This is a genomic window from Acidimicrobiales bacterium, from assembly GCA_016794585.1.
GTDB lineage: Bacteria > Actinomycetota > Acidimicrobiia > Acidimicrobiales > DATDAH01 > JAEUJM01.
Map to the genome: position 1 here is coordinate 1 of JAEUJM010000022.1, position 22055 is coordinate 22055.

The 22055-nt window shown below is 69.4% G+C and carries 21 protein-coding genes and 1 tRNA gene; 4 read left to right on the top strand and 18 right to left on the bottom strand.

All coding sequences use genetic code 11. The features are described from left to right. The first annotated feature begins 242 nt into the window (after window positions 1–242). Window positions 243–653, top strand: coding sequence for an ester cyclase (locus JNK12_12085; protein MBL8776672.1), 411 nt, complete (start codon window positions 243–245; stop codon window positions 651–653). 21 nt (window positions 654–674) lie between these two features. On the opposite strand, the gene JNK12_12090 is transcribed toward JNK12_12085, so the two are convergent. Both JNK12_12090 and JNK12_12095 read right to left on the bottom strand, forming a co-directional pair. After that, window positions 675–1070, bottom strand: coding sequence for a hypothetical protein (locus JNK12_12090; GenBank protein MBL8776673.1), 396 nt, complete (start codon window positions 1068–1070; stop codon window positions 675–677). Further along, entirely contained in the window at window positions 1070–1309 is a 240-nt protein-coding gene (locus tag JNK12_12095) for a hypothetical protein (GenBank protein MBL8776674.1), read from the bottom strand. The genes JNK12_12090 and JNK12_12095 overlap by 1 nt, the downstream gene beginning before the upstream one ends. 128 nt (window positions 1310–1437) lie before the next feature. On the opposite strand from JNK12_12095, the gene JNK12_12100 reads away from it, so the two are divergent. Continuing rightward, window positions 1438–3339 carry an MBL fold metallo-hydrolase gene (locus tag JNK12_12100; protein ID MBL8776675.1) on the top strand — a complete coding sequence of 634 codons (1902 nt, stop codon included), beginning with the start codon at window positions 1438–1440 and terminating at the stop codon, window positions 3337–3339. A 277-nt stretch (window positions 3340–3616) separates the two neighbouring features. Continuing rightward, entirely contained in the window at window positions 3617–4165 is a 549-nt protein-coding gene (locus tag JNK12_12105) for a hypothetical protein (protein MBL8776676.1), read from the top strand. Between the two features lie 396 nt (window positions 4166–4561). Here JNK12_12105 and JNK12_12110 read toward each other — a convergent pair whose 3' ends face one another. The 4 genes from JNK12_12110 to JNK12_12125 all read right to left on the bottom strand — a co-directional run bounded on the left by JNK12_12110 (window position 4562) and on the right by JNK12_12125 (window position 13876). Next, complete coding sequence (locus JNK12_12110) at window positions 4562–8527, bottom strand: DNA-directed RNA polymerase subunit beta' (GenBank protein ID MBL8776677.1); 3966 nt, start codon at window positions 8525–8527, stop codon at window positions 4562–4564. Window positions 8528–8529: 2 nt separating this feature from the next. Next, entirely contained in the window at window positions 8530–12138 is a 3609-nt protein-coding gene (locus JNK12_12115; protein MBL8776678.1) for a DNA-directed RNA polymerase subunit beta, read from the bottom strand. Window positions 12139–12393: 255 nt separating this feature from the next. Then, complete coding sequence (locus JNK12_12120) at window positions 12394–12900, bottom strand: helix-hairpin-helix domain-containing protein (GenBank protein MBL8776679.1); 507 nt, start codon at window positions 12898–12900, stop codon at window positions 12394–12396. A gap of 79 nt (window positions 12901–12979) precedes the next feature. Then, entirely contained in the window at window positions 12980–13876 is an 897-nt protein-coding gene (locus JNK12_12125; GenBank protein ID MBL8776680.1) for an aspartyl/asparaginyl beta-hydroxylase domain-containing protein, read from the bottom strand. Window positions 13877–14002: 126 nt separating this feature from the next. Here JNK12_12125 and JNK12_12130 point away from each other — a divergent pair, with 126 nt between their 5' ends. Next, window positions 14003–15064, top strand: coding sequence for a methyltransferase (locus JNK12_12130; GenBank protein MBL8776681.1), 1062 nt, complete (start codon window positions 14003–14005; stop codon window positions 15062–15064). A gap of 27 nt (window positions 15065–15091) precedes the next feature. Here the strand turns inward: JNK12_12130 and JNK12_12135 are convergent, their stop codons facing one another. The 12 genes from JNK12_12135 to tuf all read right to left on the bottom strand — a co-directional run. Continuing rightward, window positions 15092–16102, bottom strand: coding sequence for a tyrosine-protein phosphatase (locus JNK12_12135; GenBank protein ID MBL8776682.1), 1011 nt, complete (start codon window positions 16100–16102; stop codon window positions 15092–15094). Window positions 16103–16181: 79 nt separating this feature from the next. Continuing rightward, window positions 16182–16571 carry a 50S ribosomal protein L7/L12 gene (gene rplL / locus JNK12_12140; protein MBL8776683.1) on the bottom strand — a complete coding sequence of 130 codons (390 nt, stop codon included), beginning with the start codon at window positions 16569–16571 and terminating at the stop codon, window positions 16182–16184. A gap of 2 nt (window positions 16572–16573) precedes the next feature. After that, window positions 16574–17380: a 50S ribosomal protein L10 gene (rplJ, locus tag JNK12_12145; GenBank protein ID MBL8776684.1), complete on the bottom strand. Its 807-nt coding sequence runs from the start codon at window positions 17378–17380 to the stop codon at window positions 16574–16576. 218 nt (window positions 17381–17598) lie between these two features. Next, on the bottom strand, window positions 17599–18318 hold the full coding sequence (gene rplA / locus JNK12_12150; protein MBL8776685.1) for a 50S ribosomal protein L1: 720 nt from the start codon (window positions 18316–18318) through the stop codon (window positions 17599–17601). A 101-nt stretch (window positions 18319–18419) separates the two neighbouring features. Continuing rightward, on the bottom strand, window positions 18420–18845 hold the full coding sequence (gene rplK / locus JNK12_12155; protein ID MBL8776686.1) for a 50S ribosomal protein L11: 426 nt from the start codon (window positions 18843–18845) through the stop codon (window positions 18420–18422). A 70-nt stretch (window positions 18846–18915) separates the two neighbouring features. Then, the gene (gene nusG / locus JNK12_12160; protein ID MBL8776687.1) at window positions 18916–19752 is read right to left on the bottom strand and encodes a transcription termination/antitermination factor NusG; all 837 of its coding nucleotides are present in this window, start codon (window positions 19750–19752) and stop codon (window positions 18916–18918) included. Window positions 19753–19757: 5 nt separating this feature from the next. Next, window positions 19758–20066 carry a preprotein translocase subunit SecE gene (secE, locus tag JNK12_12165; protein ID MBL8776688.1) on the bottom strand — a complete coding sequence of 103 codons (309 nt, stop codon included), beginning with the start codon at window positions 20064–20066 and terminating at the stop codon, window positions 19758–19760. A 42-nt stretch (window positions 20067–20108) separates the two neighbouring features. Then, a tRNA-Trp gene (locus JNK12_12170) sits at window positions 20109–20181 on the bottom strand. An 81-nt stretch (window positions 20182–20262) separates the two neighbouring features. Beyond that, window positions 20263–20640 carry a hypothetical protein gene (locus JNK12_12175; GenBank protein MBL8776689.1) on the bottom strand — a complete coding sequence of 126 codons (378 nt, stop codon included), beginning with the start codon at window positions 20638–20640 and terminating at the stop codon, window positions 20263–20265. Continuing rightward, complete coding sequence (locus tag JNK12_12180) at window positions 20640–21203, bottom strand: RNA polymerase sigma factor (protein ID MBL8776690.1); 564 nt, start codon at window positions 21201–21203, stop codon at window positions 20640–20642. The genes JNK12_12175 and JNK12_12180 overlap by 1 nt, the downstream gene beginning before the upstream one ends. A gap of 511 nt (window positions 21204–21714) precedes the next feature. Continuing rightward, window positions 21715–21876 (bottom strand): 50S ribosomal protein L33, encoded by a 162-nt coding sequence (gene rpmG, locus JNK12_12185; protein ID MBL8776691.1) that lies wholly within the window; start codon window positions 21874–21876, stop codon window positions 21715–21717. Between the two features lie 13 nt (window positions 21877–21889). Continuing rightward, on the bottom strand, window positions 21890–22055 hold a 166-nt coding region (tuf, locus tag JNK12_12190; GenBank protein MBL8776692.1), incomplete at its 5' end, for an elongation factor Tu.

The window sequence follows — 22055 nt, forward strand, 5'->3', positions numbered from 1 at the left end:
GACCAGTTGCTGCACGGTGGGCACGCGTTTACCTCAGAAGCTGTTGCTCGGGGATGACCGGCGCAGGGCGCGCACGGCCGACGGGCCATGCTACGGGCGCGCGGGGCGTGGGGACAACTCGCGGTCCGAACACGGCGAAGCCAGCGCATCCGGTGCCCGGATCGGTCACCCGATGCGCTCGCTCCCGCACGATACCGCACCCTCGAGGTGATCTCGGGGAGGGCGACGTGCGAACACCGGCCATGACCGCGAACCGCGCCGCTTTCGATCGTGCCATCGCCAACTGGAACGCCGGCGACCTCGATGCCTACCTCGAGCTCTACGGCGAGTCGATCCTCCTCCATGGCTACTCGGAGGAGCCGATGACCAAACCCGAGGTGGCGGGCATGTACCGGGGCCTGCACGAAGCGCTCGAGGGCATCCACATCGAGGTGCACGACGTGATCGAGGAGGACGACCGCCTCTCGGCCCGGGCCACGATGTCTGGCACGCACCGCGGCGAGCTGTTCGGTGTCCCGGGCACGGGCGTCGACATCGTCCAGCCCGTCATCACCCACCTGCGCTTCGTCGACGGTCGCTGCGTCGAGCGATGGTCGGTCGCCGACACCCTTGCCGTCCTCCTCCAGATCGGTGCCGTCACGCTGCCCGGGTGAGTGGGCTCCTACGATCTGGAGTCAGATCGAGTAGACGGTGACGTCCGGCAGATCTGCGGTGAGGGCTCGAAGGTCGGCAACATCGACGGTCACCACGATGGCCGGCGACCGGAGCGCTGCGGTTGCAGCGACGAAGGCATCAACCGCATTGCTCGAGTCCATCTCCGCCTCGGTCAGCAAATGACCGGCTCGAGTGGCGACATCGTCATCTACCTCCCGGCGGTCCACCTGATGGCGTCGCAAGGCTGACCAGACGCCTACGTCACGCTTGCCGTCCAGCAGTTCTGCCAGCACGGCCGACGAGGTCAAGACCTCGACCTCGACACCGTCGGTCATCGCCTTCAATGCCGCGATCAGCTCGGCCTGCTGCGCTCGTCGTCCGTGCGCGAGGCGACGCAGCGCCTCGGCATCGAGCACTAGACACCGAGCTGGCGCCACCGCTTCTCCCAACGCTCGACCATCTCGTCCGGGATCGGACCGTTCTCCTCTTCCCACTCTCGCACGACCTCGGCGAGGGCCACGCGCTTGCGGATCCGCTCCAGCTTCTCCGCCACGGCATCCGTGACCGCCGCCGACAGGCTCGACGAACCGGTCAGCTCGGTGAGTGCTTCGATGGCCTCGGCGTCGAGGGTCAGGGAGACCTTGGTCTTCGCCATGTCGCCTATCGTACCGCAAGGCGATAACGGCCGCCCCACCCGCCCGTCCTGTCGTGTCCCGACGAACCACCCACCCTGATTTGTCGGCGCCGGCCTTCGGCCGTCGCAGGATGCGACAGACTCGGTTCATGACCGAACGCAAGGACGCCACCGAGGCGACCAGGGCCGCCAACGCCGCCGTCGCCGCATCGCTGCCCCTCGACGACCCGGCCGACTTCGAGCGGGCCCGGCGAGGGCTCCTGGCCGAGGCGCCGGTGCAGGTGCTGCACGAGCACGGCTTCCCCATCTGGGACCGCGACGACTACGCCTTCCTCGACACCGACGAGGCTCCACCGACCGTCAACCCCAGCCTGTGGCGCCAGGCCCGCCTCAACTCGATCGCCGGCCTCTTCGAGATCGCCGACGGCTTCTACCAGGTGCGGGGACTGGACCTCTCCAACATCACCTTCGTCCGAGGGGACATCGGTTGGCTCGTGATCGACCCGCTCACGTCGGCCGAGACCGCCGCCGCCGCGCTGGCCGTCGTCCACCAGCACTTCGGCGAGCGCCCCGTGACCGCGGTCATCTACACGCACAGCCACATCGACCACTTCGCGGGCGTGCGCGGGGTCGTCGACGAGGACGACGTCGCCTCGGGCAAGGTGCCCATCGTCGCCCCGGAGGGTTTCCTCGAGGCCGCCATCAGCGAGAACGTCATCGCCGGCAACGTGATGCTGCGCCGGGGCTCCTACATGTACGGCCCGCTCCTCCCCCGCGACGCGCAGGGCCACGTCGACGCCGGTCTCGGCAAGGGTGTCCCACTGTTCGGCACCAACGGCCTCATCGCCCCGACCGTCACCATCACCGAGACCGGCGAGCAGCACACCTTCGACGGGGTGCGGGTGCGCTTCCAGGTGACGCCCGGCACCGAGGCGCCGGCCGAGATGAACTTCTTCTTTCCCGACCACCGGGTGCTCTGCATGGCCGAGAACTGCACCGCCACCCAGCACAACCTGTACACGCTGCGGGGGGCCCAGGTCCGCGACTCCCTGGCCTGGAGCACCTACATCCACGAGGCCATCGAGCTCTTCGGCGAGGCGGCCGACGTGGTCTTCGCCAGCCACCACTGGCCCCGCTGGGGCACCGAGGACGGCCTGCACTACCTGCGGGCGCAGCGTGACGCCTACCGGTACCTCCACGATCAGACCATGCGCCTGGCGAACCACGGCCTGACGCCGCTCGAGATCGCCGAGGAGCTGTCGATGCCCGACTCGCTGGCGGCGGAGTTCCACACCCGTGGCTACTACGGCACCGTCAACCACAACGCCAAGGCCGTGTACCAGTACTACCTGGGCTGGTTCGACGGGAACCCCGCCCACCTCCACGGCCACCCGCCAACCGAGGCCGCACGCCGCTACGTCGAGTTCATGGGTGGCGCCGACGAGGTCGTGCGCAAGGCGCGGGCCAGCTTCGACGCCGGCGACTTCCGCTGGGTGGCCGAGGTCGTGAACCACGTGGTGTTCGCCCAGCCCGACCACGCCGACGCGAAGGCCCTGCAGGCCGATGCCCTCGAGCAGCTCGGCTACCAGGCCGAGTCCGGCCCCTGGCGGGACTTCTACCTGACGGGCGCTCAGGAGCTCCGCCAGGGCCACCCCGAAGGCGGGGGCGCCGCCGGCGCCAGTCCCGACGTCCTGCGGGCGATGACCACCGAGATGCTCCTCGAACTGGTGGGCGTTCGCCTCAACGGCCCCGCGGTCGCGGGCCGCGACGTCGCCCTCCGCATGGTCATCGCCGACCGGGGTGAGCACTGGGACATCGGCATCTCACACGGGGCGCTCTACCACTCGCTCGTGGGCGGACTCGACACCGCGCCCGAGGCGACGCTGACGCTCCCCTACCTCGCCTTCGCCGCGCTCGCCGGCGGCAACCAGTCCCTCGACGACGTCATCGACGCCGGCGAGGCCACGGTCGCCGGCGACCGCTCGGCCCTCGACCACCTCGTCGAGAACCTCGACAACTTCAGCTTCGGCTTCCCCATCGTCACCCCCTGAGGGGGCTACCCCCCGCGAGCCGGCGGGTCCTGTCACCCGTCCGGTTTCCGGGCCCGCCGCCAAAACCAAAACCGGCGGCGGCTCCCGGACCCTCCGGACGGGCGCCACCCGCCGTCTCGCTACCCCCGTCTTGCCGAGGGGCGGCCGCGTGCCTCGCACGTCCTCGGCGCCTTTCCATCGCCGCGCTCCACGGGCGGAAACCAGGGCTTGGCGCGGGATGGGCCAAAAGGCCCAATTCGTGCTTTGGCGGCGGCTCGGAGGCGCCGAAGAACTGGTCATGTCCGGCCTCGGTTCTCTCCTCCTCTTCTGCGCCTGGTCGACCGGTCTGGTCGCGGCGTTCCTCACCATCCGCTCCTTCGAGGAGCCGGTGAACCCCGCCGGCCCGCGACGCCGGGTGTCGATCGCGCTCGCCCTCGGCGTGGTCGGGACCCTTTGGCTGCCCTGGGTCACCAGCGCCAACGGCCAGTTCACGTCGTCGGGGTGGTTGGCGCTGGACGCTGCGACCGTGGTGGCGGTGATGCTGCTCGCCGGCGGGATCGCCGCCGTCGCCGCCCTCCCCGACTGGGGCGGCGCCCGCCGGGAACTGCACTCGCTGCTGCTGTCGTTGTCCCTTCTCGGGATCATCGCCGGCAACTGGCTCATCGCCAGCAGCGGCGGCTGGGGCGTCGACCTCCAGTGGGGCGCCGTCGCCAGCGTCGCCCTCGCCACCGCCCTGGCGAGCGTCGAAGGCCTCCACTACCTCCACGGCCGGTCCGCTACGCGCGCCGAAGAGCCCATCGACCTCACCGCCGAACTGGGCCGCCTCCCCGACCTCCACACCTTCTGACCCCAGACGGGTCAGGAAACATCAGCGGCGCACCCGAAGGGGACAGAGGACGAGCCCCACCACCGACTCCCCCGAAAGACCTCCGGGGTAGCGAGTCGGGGGGTGGGGCGGTCAAGCGGCGGACCCGAAGGGGACGGAGGACAAGACCCACCACCGACTCCCCCACACCCCCCAACTCGCCTGAGTGGTGGCCCCAACCCTGAGCCGCGAGGGCCGGGTCGTGAGCAAGGAGAGGGCAGCCCCGGGGGATGGCGCCGGAACGGCTTCGGGCCACGCGCAGCGGTGACGAGCGCAGCGAGGAGCAGCGAGCGTGGCCCGAAACGGACTTCGGCGACAGGACCCGCCGGGGCGGGCACCTGTCGCCGATGTCAGAGGTTCAACAATTGAAGCGAAGCGCTACTCCGAAGCAGCACCCGTCGGCAGATCGATGACCTCGGCCACGGCCTCGGAACGCTCGGCCAGCCAGTCAGCGAGCCCCTCTTCTTCGTCGCCCGAGGAGTAGTACTCCATGGGCTGGTAGTCGGGGGCCTGCGTCTCGATCTCGCGGTACTGGCCGAGGCCGGTGCCCGCGGGGATGAGCTTGCCGATGATGATGTTCTCCTTGAGGCCCACCAGGGAGTCGCTGCGGGACTCGATGGCCGCCTCGGTGAGGACCCGGGTGGTCTCCTGGAACGACGCCGCCGACAGCCAGGAATCGGTGGCCAGCGACGCCTTGGTGATGCCCATGAGCTCGGGGCGACCCTCGGCGGTCTTCTTGCCCTCCTCGACGAGGCGGCGGTTGGTGTCGGCGAAGACCTTCTGGTCGACGCGCTCACCGGGCAGGAACTCGGACTCGCCAGGCTCGGACACCGCCACGCGGCGGGTCATCTGGCGGACGATGAGCTCGATGTGCTTGTCGTCGATGGAGACGCCCTGGTCGCGGTACACGCCCTGGACCTCGCCCACGAGGTAGGACTGGGTCTCGCGGACGCCCTTGATCTCGATGAGCTCCTTGGGGTCACGGGGCCCGTCGACGAGGGGCTCGCCGGCCTGGATCTCGTCGCCGTCCTGCACCTCGAGGCGAGACAGGCTGGGGATGATGTACTCGTCCTCGGTGCCGTCGTCGGAGACGATCGACACCGGACGACCCTTGCCCTCGTCCTCGTAGATGCGCACGACGCCCGAGGTGCGGGCCAGGGTGGCCTTGCCCTTCGGGGATCGGGCCTCGAAGAGCTCGACCACTCGGGGGAGACCGCCGGCGATGTCGCTGCCGGCGATACCGCCCGTGTGGAAGGTCCGCATGGTCAGCTGGGTGCCGGGCTCACCGATGGACTGGGCGGCGATCACGCCGACCGCCTCACCCAGTTCGATGGTGCGGCCGGTGGCCAGCGAACGGCCGTAGCACTTGGCGCAGACGCCCTGGTCGGCCTGGCACGTGAGCACGGAGCGCACCCGGACCCGGGTGACGCCCTCGTCGTCGCGCAGCGCGGCCATCTCGTCGTCGCCGACCTCGGTGCCGGCGGCGAGGGCGCTGCCGTCGGCGAGGGTGACGTCCTCCATGAGGGTCCGGCCGAAGAGCCGGGTCTCGAGGTAGCTGCGCTTGCCGGCCTCGTCGGGCACGACGCCGTCGACCCAGAGGCCCCGCACCGGCGTGCCGTCGGCGGCGCAGTCGAGCTCACGGATGATGAGCTCCTGGGCCACGTCGACGAGGCGACGGGTGAGGTAACCGGAGTCGGCGGTGCGCAGGGCGGTGTCGACGAGGCCCTTGCGGGCACCCGGCGTGGCGATGAAGTACTCGAGCATCGACAAGCCCTCGCGGAAGTTGGCCTTGATGGGCCGCGGGATCATGTCGCCTCGGGGGTTGGCCACCAGGCCGCGCATGCCGGCGATCTGGCGGACCTGCATCATGTTGCCTCGAGCCCCGGAGCCCACCATCATCTCGATGGGGTTGAACTGCTGGGCCTTCAGCTCCTTCTCCATGGCCGCGCGCACCTCTTCGGTGGCGTTGGTCCAGATCTCGACTTCCTTCTGGCGGCGCTCACCGTCGGTGATGATGCCCCGCTGGAACTGGCCCTCGACCTTGTCGGCGTCCTTCTCGTGCGCCTCGAGGATCGCGGCCTTCTCGGGCGGGGTGCGAACGTCGTCGATGGACACCGTGATGCCCGACTGGGTGGCGAAGCGGAAGCACAGCGCCTTGATGGCGTCGAGGCTCTCGGCCACCGCGGCCTTCGGGTAGTGGTTGGCGAGCTCGTCCACGATCGAGCCCATGTCCTTCTTCTTGATGACGTGGTTGATGTACTCGAAGCCCTCGGGCAGCGTCTCGTTGAAGAACACTCGACCGGCGGTGGTGATCGTGTACACCGCAGCCTTGCCGTTGGCCGGGGTCTCGAGCAGGCGCTCGGCCCGGTACGTGATGGGGTCGTGGAGCTTCAGCGTGCCGCTCTCGTAGGCCCGCTCGAGCTCGTCGAGACGGCGGAAGCTGCGCACCGGGTGCCAGTCGGACTCGTTCGGGCGCTTGAAGCGCTTGTCGTCCTCGGGGTCGACCACGCCCACCTGCTCGGTGAGGTAGTAGGCGCCGATGACCATGTCCTGGGTCGGCGTGACGAGCGGGCGGCCGTGGGCCGGGCTCAACACGTTGTTGGCCGACAGCATCAGCACGCGGCTCTCGGCCTGCGCCTCGGCCGACAGGGGCAGGTGGACGGCCATCTGGTCACCGTCGAAGTCGGCGTTGAACGCCGCGCAGACGAGGGGGTGGATCTGGATGGCCTTGCCCTCGACCAGCACGGGCTCGAAGGCCTGGATGCCGAGACGGTGCAGGGTGGGGGCACGGTTGAGCAGCACGGGGTGCTCGCGGATGACGTCCTCGAGCACGTCCCACACCTGCGGGCGGCGACGCTCGACCATGCGCTTGGCCGACTTGATGTTCTGGGCCACCTCGTTGTCGACGAGCCGCTTCATGACGAAGGGCTTGAAGAGCTCGAGGGCCATCAGCTTGGGCAGGCCGCACTGGTGGATCTTGAGGGTCGGGCCGACCACGATGACCGAACGGCCGGAGTAGTCGACGCGCTTGCCGAGCAGGTTCTGGCGGAACCGACCCTGCTTGCCCTTCAACATGTCCGACAGCGACTTCAGGGGCCGGTTGCCCGGGCCGGTGACGGGACGGCCGCGGCGCCCGTTGTCGAACAGGGCGTCGACGGCCTCCTGGAGCATGCGCTTTTCGTTGTTGACGATGATCTCGGGGGCCCCGAGGTCGAGGAGGCGCTTGAGCCGGTTGTTCCGGTTGATGACCCGGCGATACAGGTCGTTCAGGTCGGAGGTGGCGAAGCGCCCACCGTCGAGCTGGACCATCGGGCGCAGCTCCGGCGGGATCACCGGCACCACGTCGAGGATCATGGCGCGGGGATCGTTGACCCGCCGGCCGTTGTCGTCGCGACGGTTGAACGCCGAGACGATCTTCAGGCGCTTGATGGCCTTCTGCTTGCGCTGGGCCGACAGGGGCTTCTGGCCCTCGGGCGGCTCGATGGCGTTGCGGAGCTTGACCTCTTCCTCGTCGAGGTCGAGGCGGTTCACCAGGCGGGCGATGGTGTCGGCGCCCATGCCGCCCTCGAAGTACTCGCCGTAGCGGTCGACGAGCTCGCGCCACAGCATCTCGTCCTCGATGATCTTGCGCGAGAACAGGTCCTTGAACTCGTCGAAGGCACGACCGACGCGGTCGAGCTCCTCGTCGTAGCGCTCGCGGATGGAGGCGAGCTCCTTGTCCACGGCGCGCTGGCGGGCCTTGATCTCGGTGTCCTTCGCGCCTTCGTTCTCGAGCGCCTCGATCTCGTGCTCGAGCTCCTCCTGGCGACGGGCCAGGGCGAGCTCGCGCTCCTTTTCGATGAGCTCCTTCTCGCCGACCAGCTCGGCCTCGAGGTTGGGGAGGTCCTCCTGGCGCTTCTCCTCGTCGACCCAGGTGACGAGGTTGGCGGCGAAGTAGATGACCTTCTCCAGCTGCTTGGCCTTCAGCTCCTCACGGGGCTCGGTGCCCATGAGCAGGTAGGCCAGCCAGGAGCGGGTGCCGCGGAGGTACCAGATGTGGACGACGGGGGCGGCCAGCTCGATGTGGCCCATACGCTCGCGCCGGACCTTCGAGCGGGTGACCTCGACGCCGCAGCGCTCGCAGATGATCCCCTTGAAGCGCACGCGCTTGTACTTGCCGCAGTAGCACTCCCAGTCCTTGGTGGGACCGAAGATCTTCTCGCAGAACAGGCCGTCCTTCTCGGGCTTGAGCGTGCGGTAGTTGATGGTCTCCGGCTTCTTGACCTCGCCGTTGGACCACGTGCGGATCGAGTCGGCGGTGGCCAGACCGATGCGCAGCTGGTCGAAGGTGTTCACGTCGAGCATGGTCAGATCCTCTCCATGCGCTCTGCAGCGCGGCGTGCGTCTTCTTCGTCACTGCCCCGCTCGGGCCGGGAGATGTCGATCCCCAGCTCCTCGGCGGTGCGGAAGATGTCCTCGTCGAGCTCGCGCATCTCGATCTCGTCGCCGATGGTGTTGAGCACCTCGACGTTGAGGCAGAGCGCCTGCATCTCCTTGATGAGCACCTTGAAGCTCTCGGGGATGCCCGGCTCGGGGATGTTCTCGCCCTTGACGATGGCCTCGTAGACCTTCACCCGGCCGAGGACGTCGTCGGACTTGATGGTGAGCAGCTCCTGGAGGCAGTAGGCGGAGCCGTACGCCTCGAGGGCCCACACCTCCATCTCGCCGAAGCGCTGGCCACCGAACTGGGCCTTACCACCGAGCGGCTGCTGGGTGATCATCGAGTACGGGCCGGTCGAGCGGGCGTGGATCTTGTCGTCGACCAGGTGCGCCAGCTTCAAGATGTAGACGTAGCCCACCGTGATGGGGTTGTCGTAGGGCTCGCCGGTACGGCCGTTGTACAGGGTGGTCTTGCCGTTGGGCTGGATGAGGCGGCGACCGTCGACCGACTCGGGGGTGAGGTTCTCGAAGATCCTCTGGATGGTCGGGTGCTTCCCGGCCTCCTCCTCCTCGTCCCAGTGCGCACCGTCGAACACCGGGGTGGCGATGAGCTGCGCCGGCGGCGTGTTGGTGCGGGTCTTGTTCTCGGTACCGCGCACCGGGTCGTCGCCCACGCGGCCACCCTCGACCTGACCCGAGCCGGGCACGTCCCAGCCCCAACGGGCGGCGTAGCCGAGGTGGGCCTCGAGGACCTGGCCCACGTTCATGCGGGACGGGACGCCGAGGGGGTTGAGGATGATGTCGACGGGGGTGCCGTCGGCCATGTACGGCATGTCCTCGATGGGCAGGATCTTGGAGATCACGCCCTTGTTCCCGTGGCGGCCGGCGAGCTTGTCGCCCACGCTGATCTTGCGCTTCTGGGCCACGTAGACCCGGACCAGCTGGTTGACGCCCGGGGGCAGCTCGTGGCTCTCGTCCCGGCTGAACACCTTGACGTCGATGACCTTGCCCTCTTCACCGTGGGGCACCTTCAGCGAGGTGTCGCGCACCTCGCGGGCCTTCTCGCCGAAGATCGCCCGCAGGAGGCGCTCTTCGGGGGTCAGCTCGGTCTCGCCCTTCGGCGTGACCTTGCCCACCAGCACGTCGCCCGGGCCCACCTCGGCACCCACGCGGATGATGCCGCGCTCGTCGAGGTCGGCGAGGATCTCGTCGGAGAGGTTCGGGATGTCCCGGGTGATCTCCTCGGGGCCGAGCTTGGTGTCACGGGCGTCGATCTCGTGCTCGTGGATGTGGATCGACGTGAGCACGTCGTCCTTCACCAGGCGCTCGCTGAGGATGATGGCGTCCTCGAAGTTGTAGCCCTCCCAGGGCATGAAGGCCACGAGGAGGTTCTTGCCGAGGGCCAGCTCACCGTTGTCGGTGCTCGAACCGTCGGCGAGGATGTCGCCCGACTTCACCCGGTCGCCCTCGCGCACGCGGGGCTTCTGGTTGATGGAGGTGTCCTGGTTCGAGCGCTCGAACTTGAGCAGGCGCATGACCTTGCGGCCGGCGTTCTTGTACTCGACCGTGATCGAGTCGCCGTCGACCTCGGTGACGGTGCCGTCGTCGATGGCGATCAGCATGTCGGCGGCGTCACGGGCGGCGCGGCCCTCGATGCCGGTGCCGATGTAGGGCGCCTCGGCCCGGATCAGCGGGACGGCCTGACGCTGCATGTTGGCGCCCATCAGGGCACGGTTGGCGTCGTCGTGCTCGAGGAACGGGATCAGCGCCGTGGCGACCGACACGATCTGCTTCGGCGAGACGTCCATGAGCTGGACCTCGGAGGGCGGGATGCTCGAGATCTCGGTGGTCGAGGCGAAGTAGCTCTCGCGCTCGAGCTGCAGCTTGAGGTTCTCGAGGGTCGCGCCCTGGGGCGAGCGACGCACGAGCACCCGGTCGTCCTTGAAGGTGCCATCCGGGTTGAGGGGCGCGTTGGCCTGGGCGACCACGTACTCCTCTTCCTCGTCGGCGGCCAGGTACATGATCTCGTCGGTGACACGGCCGTTCTCGACCTTGCGGTACGGCGACTCGATGAAGCCGAACTCGTTCACCCGGGCGAAGGTGGACAGGGCGCCGATGAGGCCGATGTTCGGGCCCTCCGGCGTCTCGATCGGGCACATGCGGCCGTAGTGGCTGAAGTGGACGTCGCGGACCTCGAAGCCGGCCCGCTCACGCGAGAGGCCGCCCGGGCCGAGCGCCGACAGGCGTCGACGGTGGGTGAGGCCCGACAGGGGGTTCACCTGGTCCATGAACTGGGAGAGCTGGCTGGTGCCGAAGAACTCCTTGATGGCCGCGACCACCGGGCGGATGTTGATCAGCGTCTGGGGCGTGATGGCCTCGACGTCCTGGGTGGTCATGCGCTCCCGCACCACCCGCTCCATGCGGGAGAGGCCGATGCGGACCTGGTTCTGGATGAGCTCGCCCACCGAGCGGATGCGGCGGTTGGCGAAGTGGTCCTGGTCGTCCAGGCGGTAGCCGGGCTCGCCCTTGGCCAGTTGGAGCAGGTAGCTCGTGGCGGCGAGGACCTCGCAGCGGCTGAGCACGGGCTGGTCCGACGCCGGCAGGTCGAGATCGGTCAGGCCGAACATCGTGCCGAGCTTCTCCAGCTCGGGGCCGAGCTTGCGGTTGAGCTTGTAGCGACCCACGCGGCTCAGGTCGTAGCGACGGTTCTCGAAGAAGGCGTTGCGGAAGTAGGCCTTGGCCGACTCGACCGACGGCGGCTCGCCCGGGCGGGCCCGCTTGTAGATCTCGACGAGGGCCTCGTCCTGGGTGGGGGCCAGCTCGCGGTCCTTCTCCCACTGGTCCTCGAGGAAGTCGAAGTGGCTGACGAAGCGGTCGATGAACCCGGGGTTGTTCTCCTCGTCGTAGCCGAGGGCGCGCAGCAGCACGAAGAGACTGAGGCGGCGCTTGCGGGCCACGCGGGTGCCGGCGGTGACGGGCTTGCCCGGCTTCTGCTCGACGTCGAACTCGATCCACTCGCCCCGGTAGGGGTGGATGGTGCCGGTGACCAGCTGGTGCTTGGCGAGGTTGCGCAGGCGGTAGCGCTCACCGGGCTGGAAGATCACGCCCGGGCTGCGGACGAGCTGCGACACGACCACGCGCTCCGTGCCGTTGATGACGAAGGTGCCCTTCTCGGTCATCATCGGGAAGTCCCCCATGAAGACCGTCTGCTCCTTGATCTCGCCGGTGGTGGCGTTCATGAAGCGGGCCCGCACGAAGATGGGGGCCGAGTAGGTCATGTCCTTCTCTTTGCACTCCTCCACCGTGAACTTCGGCGGCGGGCGCAGGTCCTCGTCGTTCGGGTCGAACTCGAGCTCGAGCTGCAGCGTCTCGGTGAAGTCCTTGATGGGACTGATGTCGCGGAAGGTGTCGGCCAGGCCCTCCGCGAGGAACCAGTCGAAGGACTCACGCTGGATGGCGATGAGGTCCGGCAGTGCCAAGGCCTCATCGAGGTTGGCAAACGAGTAGCGATCGCGGACAGCGGCGCGAGAAGGCAACGCTTATCTCCTAGCGAGAGATCGTGCAGGCGGTGGAGGGCCGAACGGAGACGCGCAGGGTCGACGAAGAGGATCCGAGGACGGAGCGGACACGCACGGCTTTGTGGATGCTAGACCCGGGCACGCCAAGAGGCAACTCGGCGGGGACACGCCCGTCGAGCCGGGACTCAGGAGCCGGGCTCGCGCTCCGGCCCCGAGAATGCCGTGAGGGTACGGCTGACCCGCCGATCCGTCAAGGACCTGCCGGGGACGTGCTCAGCGATTCTTGCGCTTCTTCTTGCCCTTTCCTGACTTCTCGGGCTTCCCCGACTCGGCGGCCACGCCGGCGGCCGACTTCTTGCGCTTGCCCTTGCCCGCCTTCGCCGCCTTGCCCTTCGTCGGTGCGGACTTGCCCGACTTGCCCCCCTTGGGCTTGCCCGCCTTTGCGGTCTTCGCCTTGTCCACCTTGGCCTTGCCCGCCTTCTTCGCCTTGGCCTTGCCCGCCTCTGCGGTCTTCGACGTGTCCGCCTTGGCCTTGTCTACCTTGCCCACCTCGGCCCCGGGTCGGGTCGGGGGGGATGCGCCCTCGGGCGCCGAGGCGGCATCGAGGGCCGCGAGCGCCGCGGCCTGCACCGCCGCGGCTCGGACCGGGCCGAAGCCGGGCACGGCCACGACCGAGTCGAGGTCGGCCTGCGCCAACGCGGCCACCGAGGTGATGCCGTGATCGGCGAGTCGTGTCGCCGTCGCCGGCCCGACGCCTCTGATCTCGTGCAGTTCGGCCATGTGGGTCCCTCCCGGGGGCTGGACGACCCGTGTCGCCGTCCATCCTCTCATCGGCGGCGACACCGAGGGGGTGAGGCCGTCAGGACGGGCCCGACGCCGCCCCGGCATCTCGGATGAGCCGTCCCCAACCGCCCCGCGGGTAGGAGTAGATCTGGAAGAGAGGCTGGGCGATCCGGTTCGTCCACGAGGCGGGCCACGGCAGGGGCCGCTCCACCTGCACCAGGAGGCTCACCCGGGGCCCGTCGCCCTCGTTCCACGTCGTGTGGGTGTTGGTGTCGTCGAACGCGAAGGCGACGCCCTCCTGGAACACGGCCGTCTCGTCGCCGGCCTGCAAGACGCACGACCCCGGCGGCTCGGGCATGACCACGCCCATGTGGATCGTGACCTGGCCCTTGTTGGGCCCCTGATGCGGCGGCAGGACCGTGTGGGGCGTGAAGACCGAGAAGAGCGCGGTCTGGAGGCGGGGCAGCTTGCGCAACGCCTCGGTGGTCCGAGGGCAGCGCTCGGCGTTGAAGTCGATCCACCAGCCCTTCGGATCGATGAAGGCGAAGCCGTGCCACGAGCCGCCTCGGCCCCCGATGATGTCCTCCGCCTCGGCGAGGTGGGGGATGAAGGTCTCGATCGGTGGCGGGAGCACCGCGTCGGGGAAGAGCCCCTCGAACTCCTCGCGGATCGCCGGCCACTGGGCCTCGAGGTCGGCGAGGAACGGCAACTCCTCGCGGGCGATCACCGCACGGGGATCGGTCTTCCACGCGATGAGCCGCTCGTTGAGGCGTAGGAAGGGCAGGACCAGACAGACGAGGAAGGCCTTGGCGAACCATCGGGAAAGGGCCTTGCCGGGGGTCAGGTCCTCCTCGTCGGGGGTCAGGGCCCCTTCCGGCGCCGCCGCGAGGATGCCGTCGACCTGGCTCAACCGGTAGCGGCCGTTGCGATGGAGCTCGCGCAGGGCGGCATCGTCGAGGCCGGGAGCGGACATAGCTAGCGGCGAAGTATACGACGACCGGGTGGGCCACCATTTCCGACGCCAGCCCGGGCAGGCCGCGACAGGGCCTTTGCTAGGGTGCGCCGGTGATCTTCCCAGTGCTCCGTGGGGAGCGTCTCCGTGACTGACCACTCGTCGACCGAGTACGTGGTCATCCACGAATTCCTCCGCGGCATCTACGAGTCCCTCACGCTGGGCGAGGCGTTCCGGCGGGGCCTGATCGACGAGTTGCTCGAGCGCCCGATGCCCGCGTCCGAGCCCGACCACCTCCTGGGTTTCTTCCTCACCGTGCTCGGCGCGAACGGGGTCGTCGACGAGCGCGAGGGCCACTACGAGCTCAGCGACGGTTTCCGGGAAGCCCTCCGGTTCCGCGACCTCATGGAGGCGCAGATCAAGTACTCGACGATGCTGGTGCGCGACCTGGCCTTCGACACCTCTGCGGTGTTCGCGCTCGGCGAGGTCGCCGAGCACCCCATCTACAACCAGTCGGGGGAGCCGTCCGACGTCGGGCCTATCGGCGACGAGTACCTCCGCCTCTACCAGTTCGACCTGCACGAGAGCGACAACCCGTTCGACCAGGCGGCCACCGAAGAGTGGGTCGACTACATGAACATGCTCTCGCGCTACGAGGGCCCGGTCGTCTGCGACCGCTACGACTTCTCGAAGCACCGTCGCATGCTCGACATCGGCGGGAACACGGGCGAGTTCGCCCTCTCGGTCTGCGAGCGCAACCCCGAGCTCCGGGCCGTCGTGTTCGACCTCGCCGGGGTGGTGGCGATCGGCCGGCGCAAGCAGGCGGACCGCCCGGGTTTCGACCGCGTCGAGTACTTCGGGGGGGACGCCTTCGCCGACACCCCGCCCGGCACCTTCGACCTCGTGTCGTTCAAGAGCACCTTGCACGACTGGCCCGACGAGAAGGCCGAAGCACTGATCGAGACCGGTTGGTCCGCGCTCGAGCCGGGCGGCACCCTCCTCGTGTTCGAGCGCTCCTACGTGGACATGCGCGACTACAACCCGGCGCCGTTCTCGCTGCTGACCCTGCTCGGATGGGCATGGACCCTCCGGGGGCCCGGCCGCTACCAGGCCGTTCTCGACCGCCTCGGCGCCGAGGACGTCCGGGTCCAGGAGTTCCACCTCGACCTCCCGTGGATGGTCCTCACCGCCACGAAGCCCCTGGCGTAGCCCGACCCCCGATGGGGGCCGGTCCTCTCACACCAGGAGCAGGTCGCGGAGGCGCTGGAGGGTGGCGGGGTCGACGCCGGCCTCGTCGGTGAGGAAGGCCGGCACCGAGCCGTAGCGCTCCCGGAGCGTGCCGAGCGTGCGGGCCAGCACGGGTCGCGGCGCAGAGAACAGCGCCTTCACCTTCTCGAGGTCGACGCCCGACTCGGCCAGCCGGGGGGCCACCTCGGCGAGGCGGTGGGGGGTGCGGTAGCGGTCGGTGAGCTCGTAGTCGTCGAGGATGGTCTCGTCGTCGACGCCGAGCACGGACAGCAGGACGGCGGCGAGCACACCGGTGCGGTCCTTGCCCGCCGTGCAGTGGAACACGATGGGGTGGTTTGCCGGGTCGGCCACCCGCTCGAGCACCGCGACGATGGGCTCGTTGCGGGATTCGAGCATGCCGACGTAGAAGTCGCCCAGCATCTCGGGGCTGACCTCGCCCAGCTTGCCGGCGAGGACCAGGTCGGTGAGGCCGTCCTTGCGGTCGGCACCCACCACGGTGGTGTCCCCGCCGGCGCCGATGGGGAAGCGCTCCATGCGCAGGTCGGGGTGCCCGGGAAGGCGGCTCGGCGCCTTCTCCGTCTCGTAGTCGTCGCGGAAGTCGCACACGAGGCGGACGCCGAGGCGCTCGAGGTAGGTGAGGTCGGCGTCGGTGAGCTTGCCCAGGGCGTCCGAGCGGAACACCCGGCCCCAGCGCACCTGGCGACCGTCCGCCGTGCGGTAGCCACCGAGGTCGCGGAAGTTGAGGGTGCCCTCGAGCGGCACGAGCCGCTCGGCCGCGATCGCCACCGGGGCGTCGCCATGGTGCAGGTGCACGTAGTGGCGGACGGAGGGGTCGAGCCCGGGAAGGTGGAGCTCACCCGAGCCGTCGTGGGCGACCTCGTGTCCCGAGGCCTCGTCCGGGGACTCGCTCACGACGAGGCGGTCGGCGGCGGCGGCAGGGGCCCAACGCACGACGAGCTCGCCGTCCTCGCGCTCGACCAGCAGCGATGGTGTGATCACGGCTGCACCGTACCGGCCGCCGGACGCGGCGATGCCCGACCCCCTGAGGAGGCCGGGCATCGCTCGTGCGGTACGGGTGTTACTTCAGCTCGACGCTGGCGCCGGCCTCTTCGAGCTGGCCCTTGGCCTTCTCGGCGTCTTCCTTCGACGCCTTCTCGAGCACCGGCTTGGGGGCGCTGTCCACGAGCTCCTTGGCCTCCTTGAGGCCGAGGTTCGTGAGCGCGCGCACCTCCTTGATGACCTGGATCTTCTTGTCGCCGGCCGCGGTGAGGATGACGTCGAACTCATCCTGCTCCTCGGCGCCGCCACCGGCGTCGCCGCCACCGGCGGCGGGAGCGGCAGCAGCCGCGGCCACGGGGGCCGCCGCGGTCACGCCGAACTTCTCCTCGAACTCGCTGAGCAGCTCGCTCAGCTCGAGAACGGTCATGTTGGAGATCGCGTCGAGGATCTCGTCCTTCGTCACAGCCATGGTCATGCCTCCTCGGCGGATTCCGCCGACTCTTCGGATTCTTCGGTGGTCTCGGCCTCGGCGGGGGCAGCCGCCTCGGTGGTGTCGTCGGCCTCGGCCTCGACCGCAGGTGCGGCCTCGGCGTCGGCGTCGGTCTCGGTGGCCTCGTCGGCTGCCGGAGCAGCGTCCTCGGCCGGTGCGGCGTCCTCGGCGGGCGGCGCGTCCTCGGTGGTGTCCGCCGCCTCGGCCTCGGGCTCGGCGGGCGCCTCGTCGGCCACCGGGGCGCCGGGAGCGCCACCCTGGTCGATGAGGGCCTTGAGGCCGTAGGCGAAGTTGCGGGGCAGCGCCGCCAGCAGGCCGGCGAACTGCTGCATGGGGGCGGCGAAGCCGCCGGCCAGGCGGGCCAACAGCTCTTCGCGGGGGGCCACCTCGGCGAGGGCCTTGACCTCGTCGACGCTCAGCAGCTTGGTGCCGAGCAGGCCGCCCTTCACCACGAGGTGCTCGTTGGTGCGGGCGAAGTCGCGCAGGGCCTTGGCCACGGTCACCGGGTCGCCGGGGGTGCCGTCCTCCTTCCGGGGGACGAAGGCGATGGCGGTCGGGCCGAGCAGCAGCTCGTCGAGATCCAGGTCGAGGTCGCGGGCGGCGAAGCGCACCAGCGTGTTCTTGTAGATCTTGAAGTCGCCGCCGGCGGCACTCAGTGCCCGCCGCAGCGTGCTCATGGCGGCCACGTCGAGGCCGCGGTAGTCGGTGAGCACCACGGCATCGGCGCCGTCGAGCTTCTCACGGACCTCGGCGACGACCGCGACCTTCTCAGGCCTCGGGTTCTCCATGGGCACCTCCTCTCTCTTTTCGGGGAACGGGTCTCCGGGGGGAGACGTGGAACGGGGCGCTCGCGCGTGCGAACGCCCCGGAAGAGAGGAGTCCGCCTCATCAGGCGGGCCTGGCGGCCCATTCAGCCGCCCGAGGGCGGCACCGGAGGTCTACGGCGAGCAGAAGCGATGAAGTTGTCGGGGGCCGAGGCTACCGGGCCACGCCCCCGTCGGGACAATCAGGCGGCGGCGTCGCCCTCTTCGCCGTCCTCGGCGCCGCGGCTCGGGTTGACGCTGATGCCCGGACCCATGGTCGAGGCGAGGGTGACGCGACGCATGTAACGGCCCTTGGCGGCGGCGGGCTTGACCCGGTCGAGCTCGTCGATGACCGCCCGGAAGTTGGCGGTGAGCGCGTCCTTGGCGAACGACACCTTGCCGATGGGCACGTGCACGTTGCCCTGGCGGTCGGTGCGGTACTCGACCTTGCCGCCCTTGAACTCGCCCACGGCCTTGCCCACGTCGGGGGTCACGGTGCCGGTCTTGGGGTTCGGCATGAGGCCGCGGGGGCCGAGGGCCCGGCCGAGCTTGCCGACGGTGGGCATCATGTCGGGCGTGGCGATGGCCACGTCGAAGTCCATCATCCCGCCCTCGACCTCGGCGGCGAGGTCGTCGCCGCCCACGAAGTCGGCGCCGGCCTCACGGGCGGCGGTGGCCGCCTCGCCGGTGGCGAACACGGCGACGCGGACGTCCTTGCCGGTGCCCGACGGGAGGGCGACGGTGCCGCGCACCATCTGGTCGGCCTTGCGGGGGTCGACACCCAGGCGCACCGCCAGCTCGACGGTCTCGTCGAACTTGGCCGTGGCCAGCTGCTTCACCAGGTCGAGCGCTTCGCTCGGCAGGTAGACCTTCTCGGAGTCGAACGCCTTGGCGGCGTCGACCTGCTTCTTGCTCTTCGCCATGACTGGCTCCCTCGCTGTGTCGGCGCCCGGGCGAGGTCGTCCCGGTGCGCAGTTCGGTTGTGGTCTGGTGCCGCGATCGGGCCGAGGCCCGGATCAGGTGATCAGGCGATCTCGATGCCCATCGAGCGGGCCGTGCCGGCGACCTGGAGTTTCGCGGCCTCGAGGTCGTTGGCGTTGAGGTCGGGCATCTTCAGCGTGGCGATCTCCACCAGCTGCGCCTCGGTGATCTTGCCGACGGTCTCACGGCCGGGGTTCTCCGCGGCCTTGTCGAGGCCGGCGGCGCTGCGCAGGAGGGTCGAGGTCGGCGACGTCTTGGTGACGAAGGTGAACGACCGGTCCTCGTAGATGGTGATCTCGGCCGGGATGATCTGGCCGCGCTGGCCTTCGGTCTTCTCGTTGTACGCCTTGCAGAAGTCCATGATCGCGACGCCGTGCGGGCCGAGGGCGGTACCCACCGGCGGTGCCGGCGTGGCCTGGCCGGCCGGGATCTGGATCTTGACGATCGCGAGGACCTTCTTCTTCGCCATTGCTCTGCTGTTCCTTGTTCGTCTGTTCGTTGCGTCTGGTCGGTGAGGTGGGGGGAGCCCGGCGCGTGGCCTAGAGCTTCGCCACCTGGCTGAACTCGAGCTCGACGGGGGTCTCCCGCCCGAAGATGTTGACCAGCACCTTGACCTTGAGCTGGTCCTCGTTGATCTCGACGATCTCACCGGAGAAGTCGGCGAACGGGCCTTCCTTGACCCGCACCGTCTCGTTGATCTCGTACTCGAGGCGGGGCTTGCCGCGCTTCTGGACCTCTTCACCCTCGGTCTTGACCGCGAGGAACATCTCGACGTCCTTGCGGGGCAGCGGCGAGGGCTTGGCGCCCGAGCCGACGAAGCCGGTGATGCCGGGGGTGTTGCGGATGACGTACCAGGAGTCGTCGTCGAGGGTGCAGCGCACGAGGAGGTAGCCCGGGAAGACCTTCTTCTGGACGACGACCTTCTTGCCGTTCTTGAACTCCATGACGTCTTCCATGGGGATCACGACCTCGTAGATCGAGCCCTCCATGTTCATCGAGGAGGTGCGGGCCTCGAGGTTGTGCTTGACCTTCTTCTCGTAGCCCGACTGGGTGTGCACCACGTACCAGCGCCCGGGCCGGTCGTAGGGGCTCTCGGGCGGCGGGAGGGGGGCGTCGTCAAACAAGTCGTCGGCATCGATGACCCCCTCGTCGCCACCGTCGTCGCCCTTCCCCGCGTCCGCAGCTTCGGGCTCGTCGCCCTTCCCCGCGTCCGCAGCTTCGGGCTCGTCGGCCTCGGCCACCTCGGCCTCGGCTTCCGCCTCGGGGGCGTCGGCCTCCGCATCGGGCGCCGGGGCGTCGTCGGTGAGCACCGCCGCCTCGGGGGCGTCGGCGGACTCGTCGGTGTCGGTTTCGGGGGTGTCGGAGAAGTCGCTCATCTGACCTAGTTGACGTTGAGGAGCTTGAGGACCCATTCGGAGAAGAAGATGTCGAGCAGCGCGATCAGCGTGGTGAGGATGACCACGGTGACGAGCACGATGATCGAGTAGTTGATGACCTCCGCCCGGGTCGGCCACGCCACCTTGCGCAGCTCGGTGCGCACCTCGCGCACGAACTGCATCGGCGTGGTGCGCTTGTCCTTCGTCTTGGGTTGGGGCGTCGGACGCTTGCGCTGCTTCGCGACAGGTTCGCCGTCGGGGCCGATCTGGCCCTGACGCTGCATCATCCTCTTTTGTTCTCGGTTCATGGCCATGTGGCCGACCTCGTGTCGCGAACGGTCAGACGGGGGGTTGAGCAGGGCAGGAGGGACTCGAACCCCCAACCGCTGGTTTTGGAGACCAGTGCTCTACCAGTTGAGCTACTGCCCTAGGGGGTCCTGCGAACGAGCAAGCGTACCAGAGGCCTCGCCGCGTCCCTATTCGGCAGTCGGCGCCCGGGCGGCGCCGGCGCTAGGCGACGCGCCCGAGGGAGCGACGGGACCGCGCCAACACGATGGCGCCGGCCACCCCGGCCACGCTGGCGACCCCCGCGGCCAGCCCACCGAGGTAGGCGGCACGGTGGTGGCGCAGGTGCCCCAGTACCGAGGCCTGCTCGGCCTCGTCGAGGCTGAGCAGGACCTCGTCGGTCAGCCCTGCCGGCGGGACGAGTTCGACCGTCCCCAGCGTCTCGAGGGCGCGCGCCAGCTTCCGGTGCTGGGCCGCCTCGGCCTGGCAGCGCAGGCAGTGATCGACGTGGCGCCGGACGCCCGGCGCGAGCACACCGGTGCCGCCCGCCGCGGCGGCGAGGTCGTAGGCCACCCGATCACACTGCGGGGTCTCGAACAGCATCACACCGCCTCCTCCTGGTCGCCCTCGCCCGGCAGTGGGTACAGCGCCTCCCGCAGGCGCCGCCGGGCCCGATGCAGCCGCACCTTGGCCGCCGTCTCCGAGATCCCCAGCTCGGCGGCGATGGCGTCGTGCGACAGGTCGTACACGTCACGCAGGACCACCACGGCCCGCAGCTTGGGGGCGAGCCCGTCGAGGGCGGCGACGAGCTCGTCGCGCAGCTCGACGTTCCCCGCCCGGGCCACCGGGTCGACCTCGGGGCGCAGATCTTCCTGCGGCGTGTCCTCCCCGAGCTCCTCGTGGCGGTGGCGGGTCCGCCGGTCCAGGTGGTCGGCGGCGCAGTTCGCGGTGATCCGGTACAGCCACGTCGTGAACGCGGCGTCCCCCCGGAACTTGCGGATCGAGCGATACGCCCGCAGGTAGGCGTCCTGCACGACGTCGGCGGCATCGTCCTCGTCCCCGCACAGCCGCCGCGCCAGCGTCCACGTCGCCGGCGTCGTCCGCCGCACGATCTCATCGAACGCTCCCCGATCCCCTTCCTGCGCCGACGCCACGAGCTCCGCCATCTCAAGCTCCGACGCCTCCACGGCCCCAAACGTTACGCGCTAGTCAGCAGACGAGCGTCAGCGACTACGCGAGGCGACCCCGGTGCCACCGGCTGACAAAGCCGAAGCGCACCGGGACGCTCAGCGGCCCGTGCCCCACCACCGAGGGCGCCCGACCCGGGTACGAGCGGGAGCGGTCGTCGTGCGCGACACGTGACGCCGGCGCCGAGCGCAGCGAGGGGCCTCGGGGCGCAGCGGAGGGGTGGCGTCATCCGCCTCGGCGGACCAGCGGCCCCCAAGGACGCTCAGCGGCCCGTGCCCCACCACCGAGGGCGCCCGACCCGGGTACGAGCGGGAGCGGGGACCCGCCGGTCGACCGTGAGACACGGTTTCGAGCGAAGCGAGGTCGGGGGGAGGCGGAGGGGTGGCGCCGGTCCGGAGGGTCCGAAACGACACGGTTTTCGTCGTTTCGGATACCGGACCGGTGACAGGACCCCGCAGCCGCAGCCCGACTACACCGAGCAGCGAAGAACTACCGCGTCTCTTTGTGGAGCGTGTGGGTCCGGTCCCAGCGGCAGTACTTCTTCATCTCGATCCGCTCGCGCTGGTTGGCCTTGTTCTTGGTGGTGATGTAGTTGCGTCGCTTGCACTCCTGGCACTCCAGGGTGACCTGCACGCGCTTGTCGGAAGCCATGTCTCTCTCGTCCCTACTTGAGGATCTTGGTGACGGAGCCGGCGCCCACGGTGCGGCCACCCTCACGGATGGCGAACCGCAGACCCTCGTCCATCGCGATCGGCGCGTGCAGCGTCACCGTCATCGTCGTGTTGTCACCCGGCATGCACATCTCGGTGCCCTCCGGCAACTCGATCGAG

What these genes read in the sequence shown, in the direction of transcription:
- JNK12_12110 (MBL8776677.1), bottom strand. Translation starts at nt 8,527, where the DNA reads ATGCTCGACGTGAACACCTTCGACCAGCTGCGCATCGGTCTGGCCACC.
- rpmG (MBL8776691.1), bottom strand. Translation starts at nt 21,876, where the DNA reads ATGGCTTCCGACAAGCGCGTGCAGGTCACCCTGGAGTGCCAGGAGTGC.
- JNK12_12095 (MBL8776674.1), bottom strand. Translation starts at nt 1,309, where the DNA reads ATGGCGAAGACCAAGGTCTCCCTGACCCTCGACGCCGAGGCCATCGAA.
- JNK12_12125 (MBL8776680.1), bottom strand. Translation starts at nt 13,876, where the DNA reads ATGTCCGCTCCCGGCCTCGACGATGCCGCCCTGCGCGAGCTCCATCGC.
- JNK12_12175 (MBL8776689.1), bottom strand. Translation starts at nt 20,640, where the DNA reads ATGCTGTTCGAGACCCCGCAGTGTGATCGGGTGGCCTACGACCTCGCC.
- secE (MBL8776688.1), bottom strand. Translation starts at nt 20,066, where the DNA reads ATGGCCATGAACCGAGAACAAAAGAGGATGATGCAGCGTCAGGGCCAG.
- JNK12_12120 (MBL8776679.1), bottom strand. Translation starts at nt 12,900, where the DNA reads ATGGCCGAACTGCACGAGATCAGAGGCGTCGGGCCGGCGACGGCGACA.
- nusG (MBL8776687.1), bottom strand. Translation starts at nt 19,752, where the DNA reads ATGAGCGACTTCTCCGACACCCCCGAAACCGACACCGACGAGTCCGCC.
- rplK (MBL8776686.1), bottom strand. Translation starts at nt 18,845, where the DNA reads ATGGCGAAGAAGAAGGTCCTCGCGATCGTCAAGATCCAGATCCCGGCC.
- JNK12_12100 (MBL8776675.1), top strand. Translation starts at nt 1,438, where the DNA reads ATGACCGAACGCAAGGACGCCACCGAGGCGACCAGGGCCGCCAACGCC.
- rplL (MBL8776683.1), bottom strand. Translation starts at nt 16,571, where the DNA reads ATGGCTGTGACGAAGGACGAGATCCTCGACGCGATCTCCAACATGACC.
- rplA (MBL8776685.1), bottom strand. Translation starts at nt 18,318, where the DNA reads ATGGCGAAGAGCAAGAAGCAGGTCGACGCCGCCAAGGCGTTCGACTCC.
- JNK12_12085 (MBL8776672.1), top strand. Translation starts at nt 243, where the DNA reads ATGACCGCGAACCGCGCCGCTTTCGATCGTGCCATCGCCAACTGGAAC.
- rplJ (MBL8776684.1), bottom strand. Translation starts at nt 17,380, where the DNA reads ATGGAGAACCCGAGGCCTGAGAAGGTCGCGGTCGTCGCCGAGGTCCGT.
- JNK12_12180 (MBL8776690.1), bottom strand. Translation starts at nt 21,203, where the DNA reads ATGGCGGAGCTCGTGGCGTCGGCGCAGGAAGGGGATCGGGGAGCGTTC.
- JNK12_12105 (MBL8776676.1), top strand. Translation starts at nt 3,617, where the DNA reads ATGTCCGGCCTCGGTTCTCTCCTCCTCTTCTGCGCCTGGTCGACCGGT.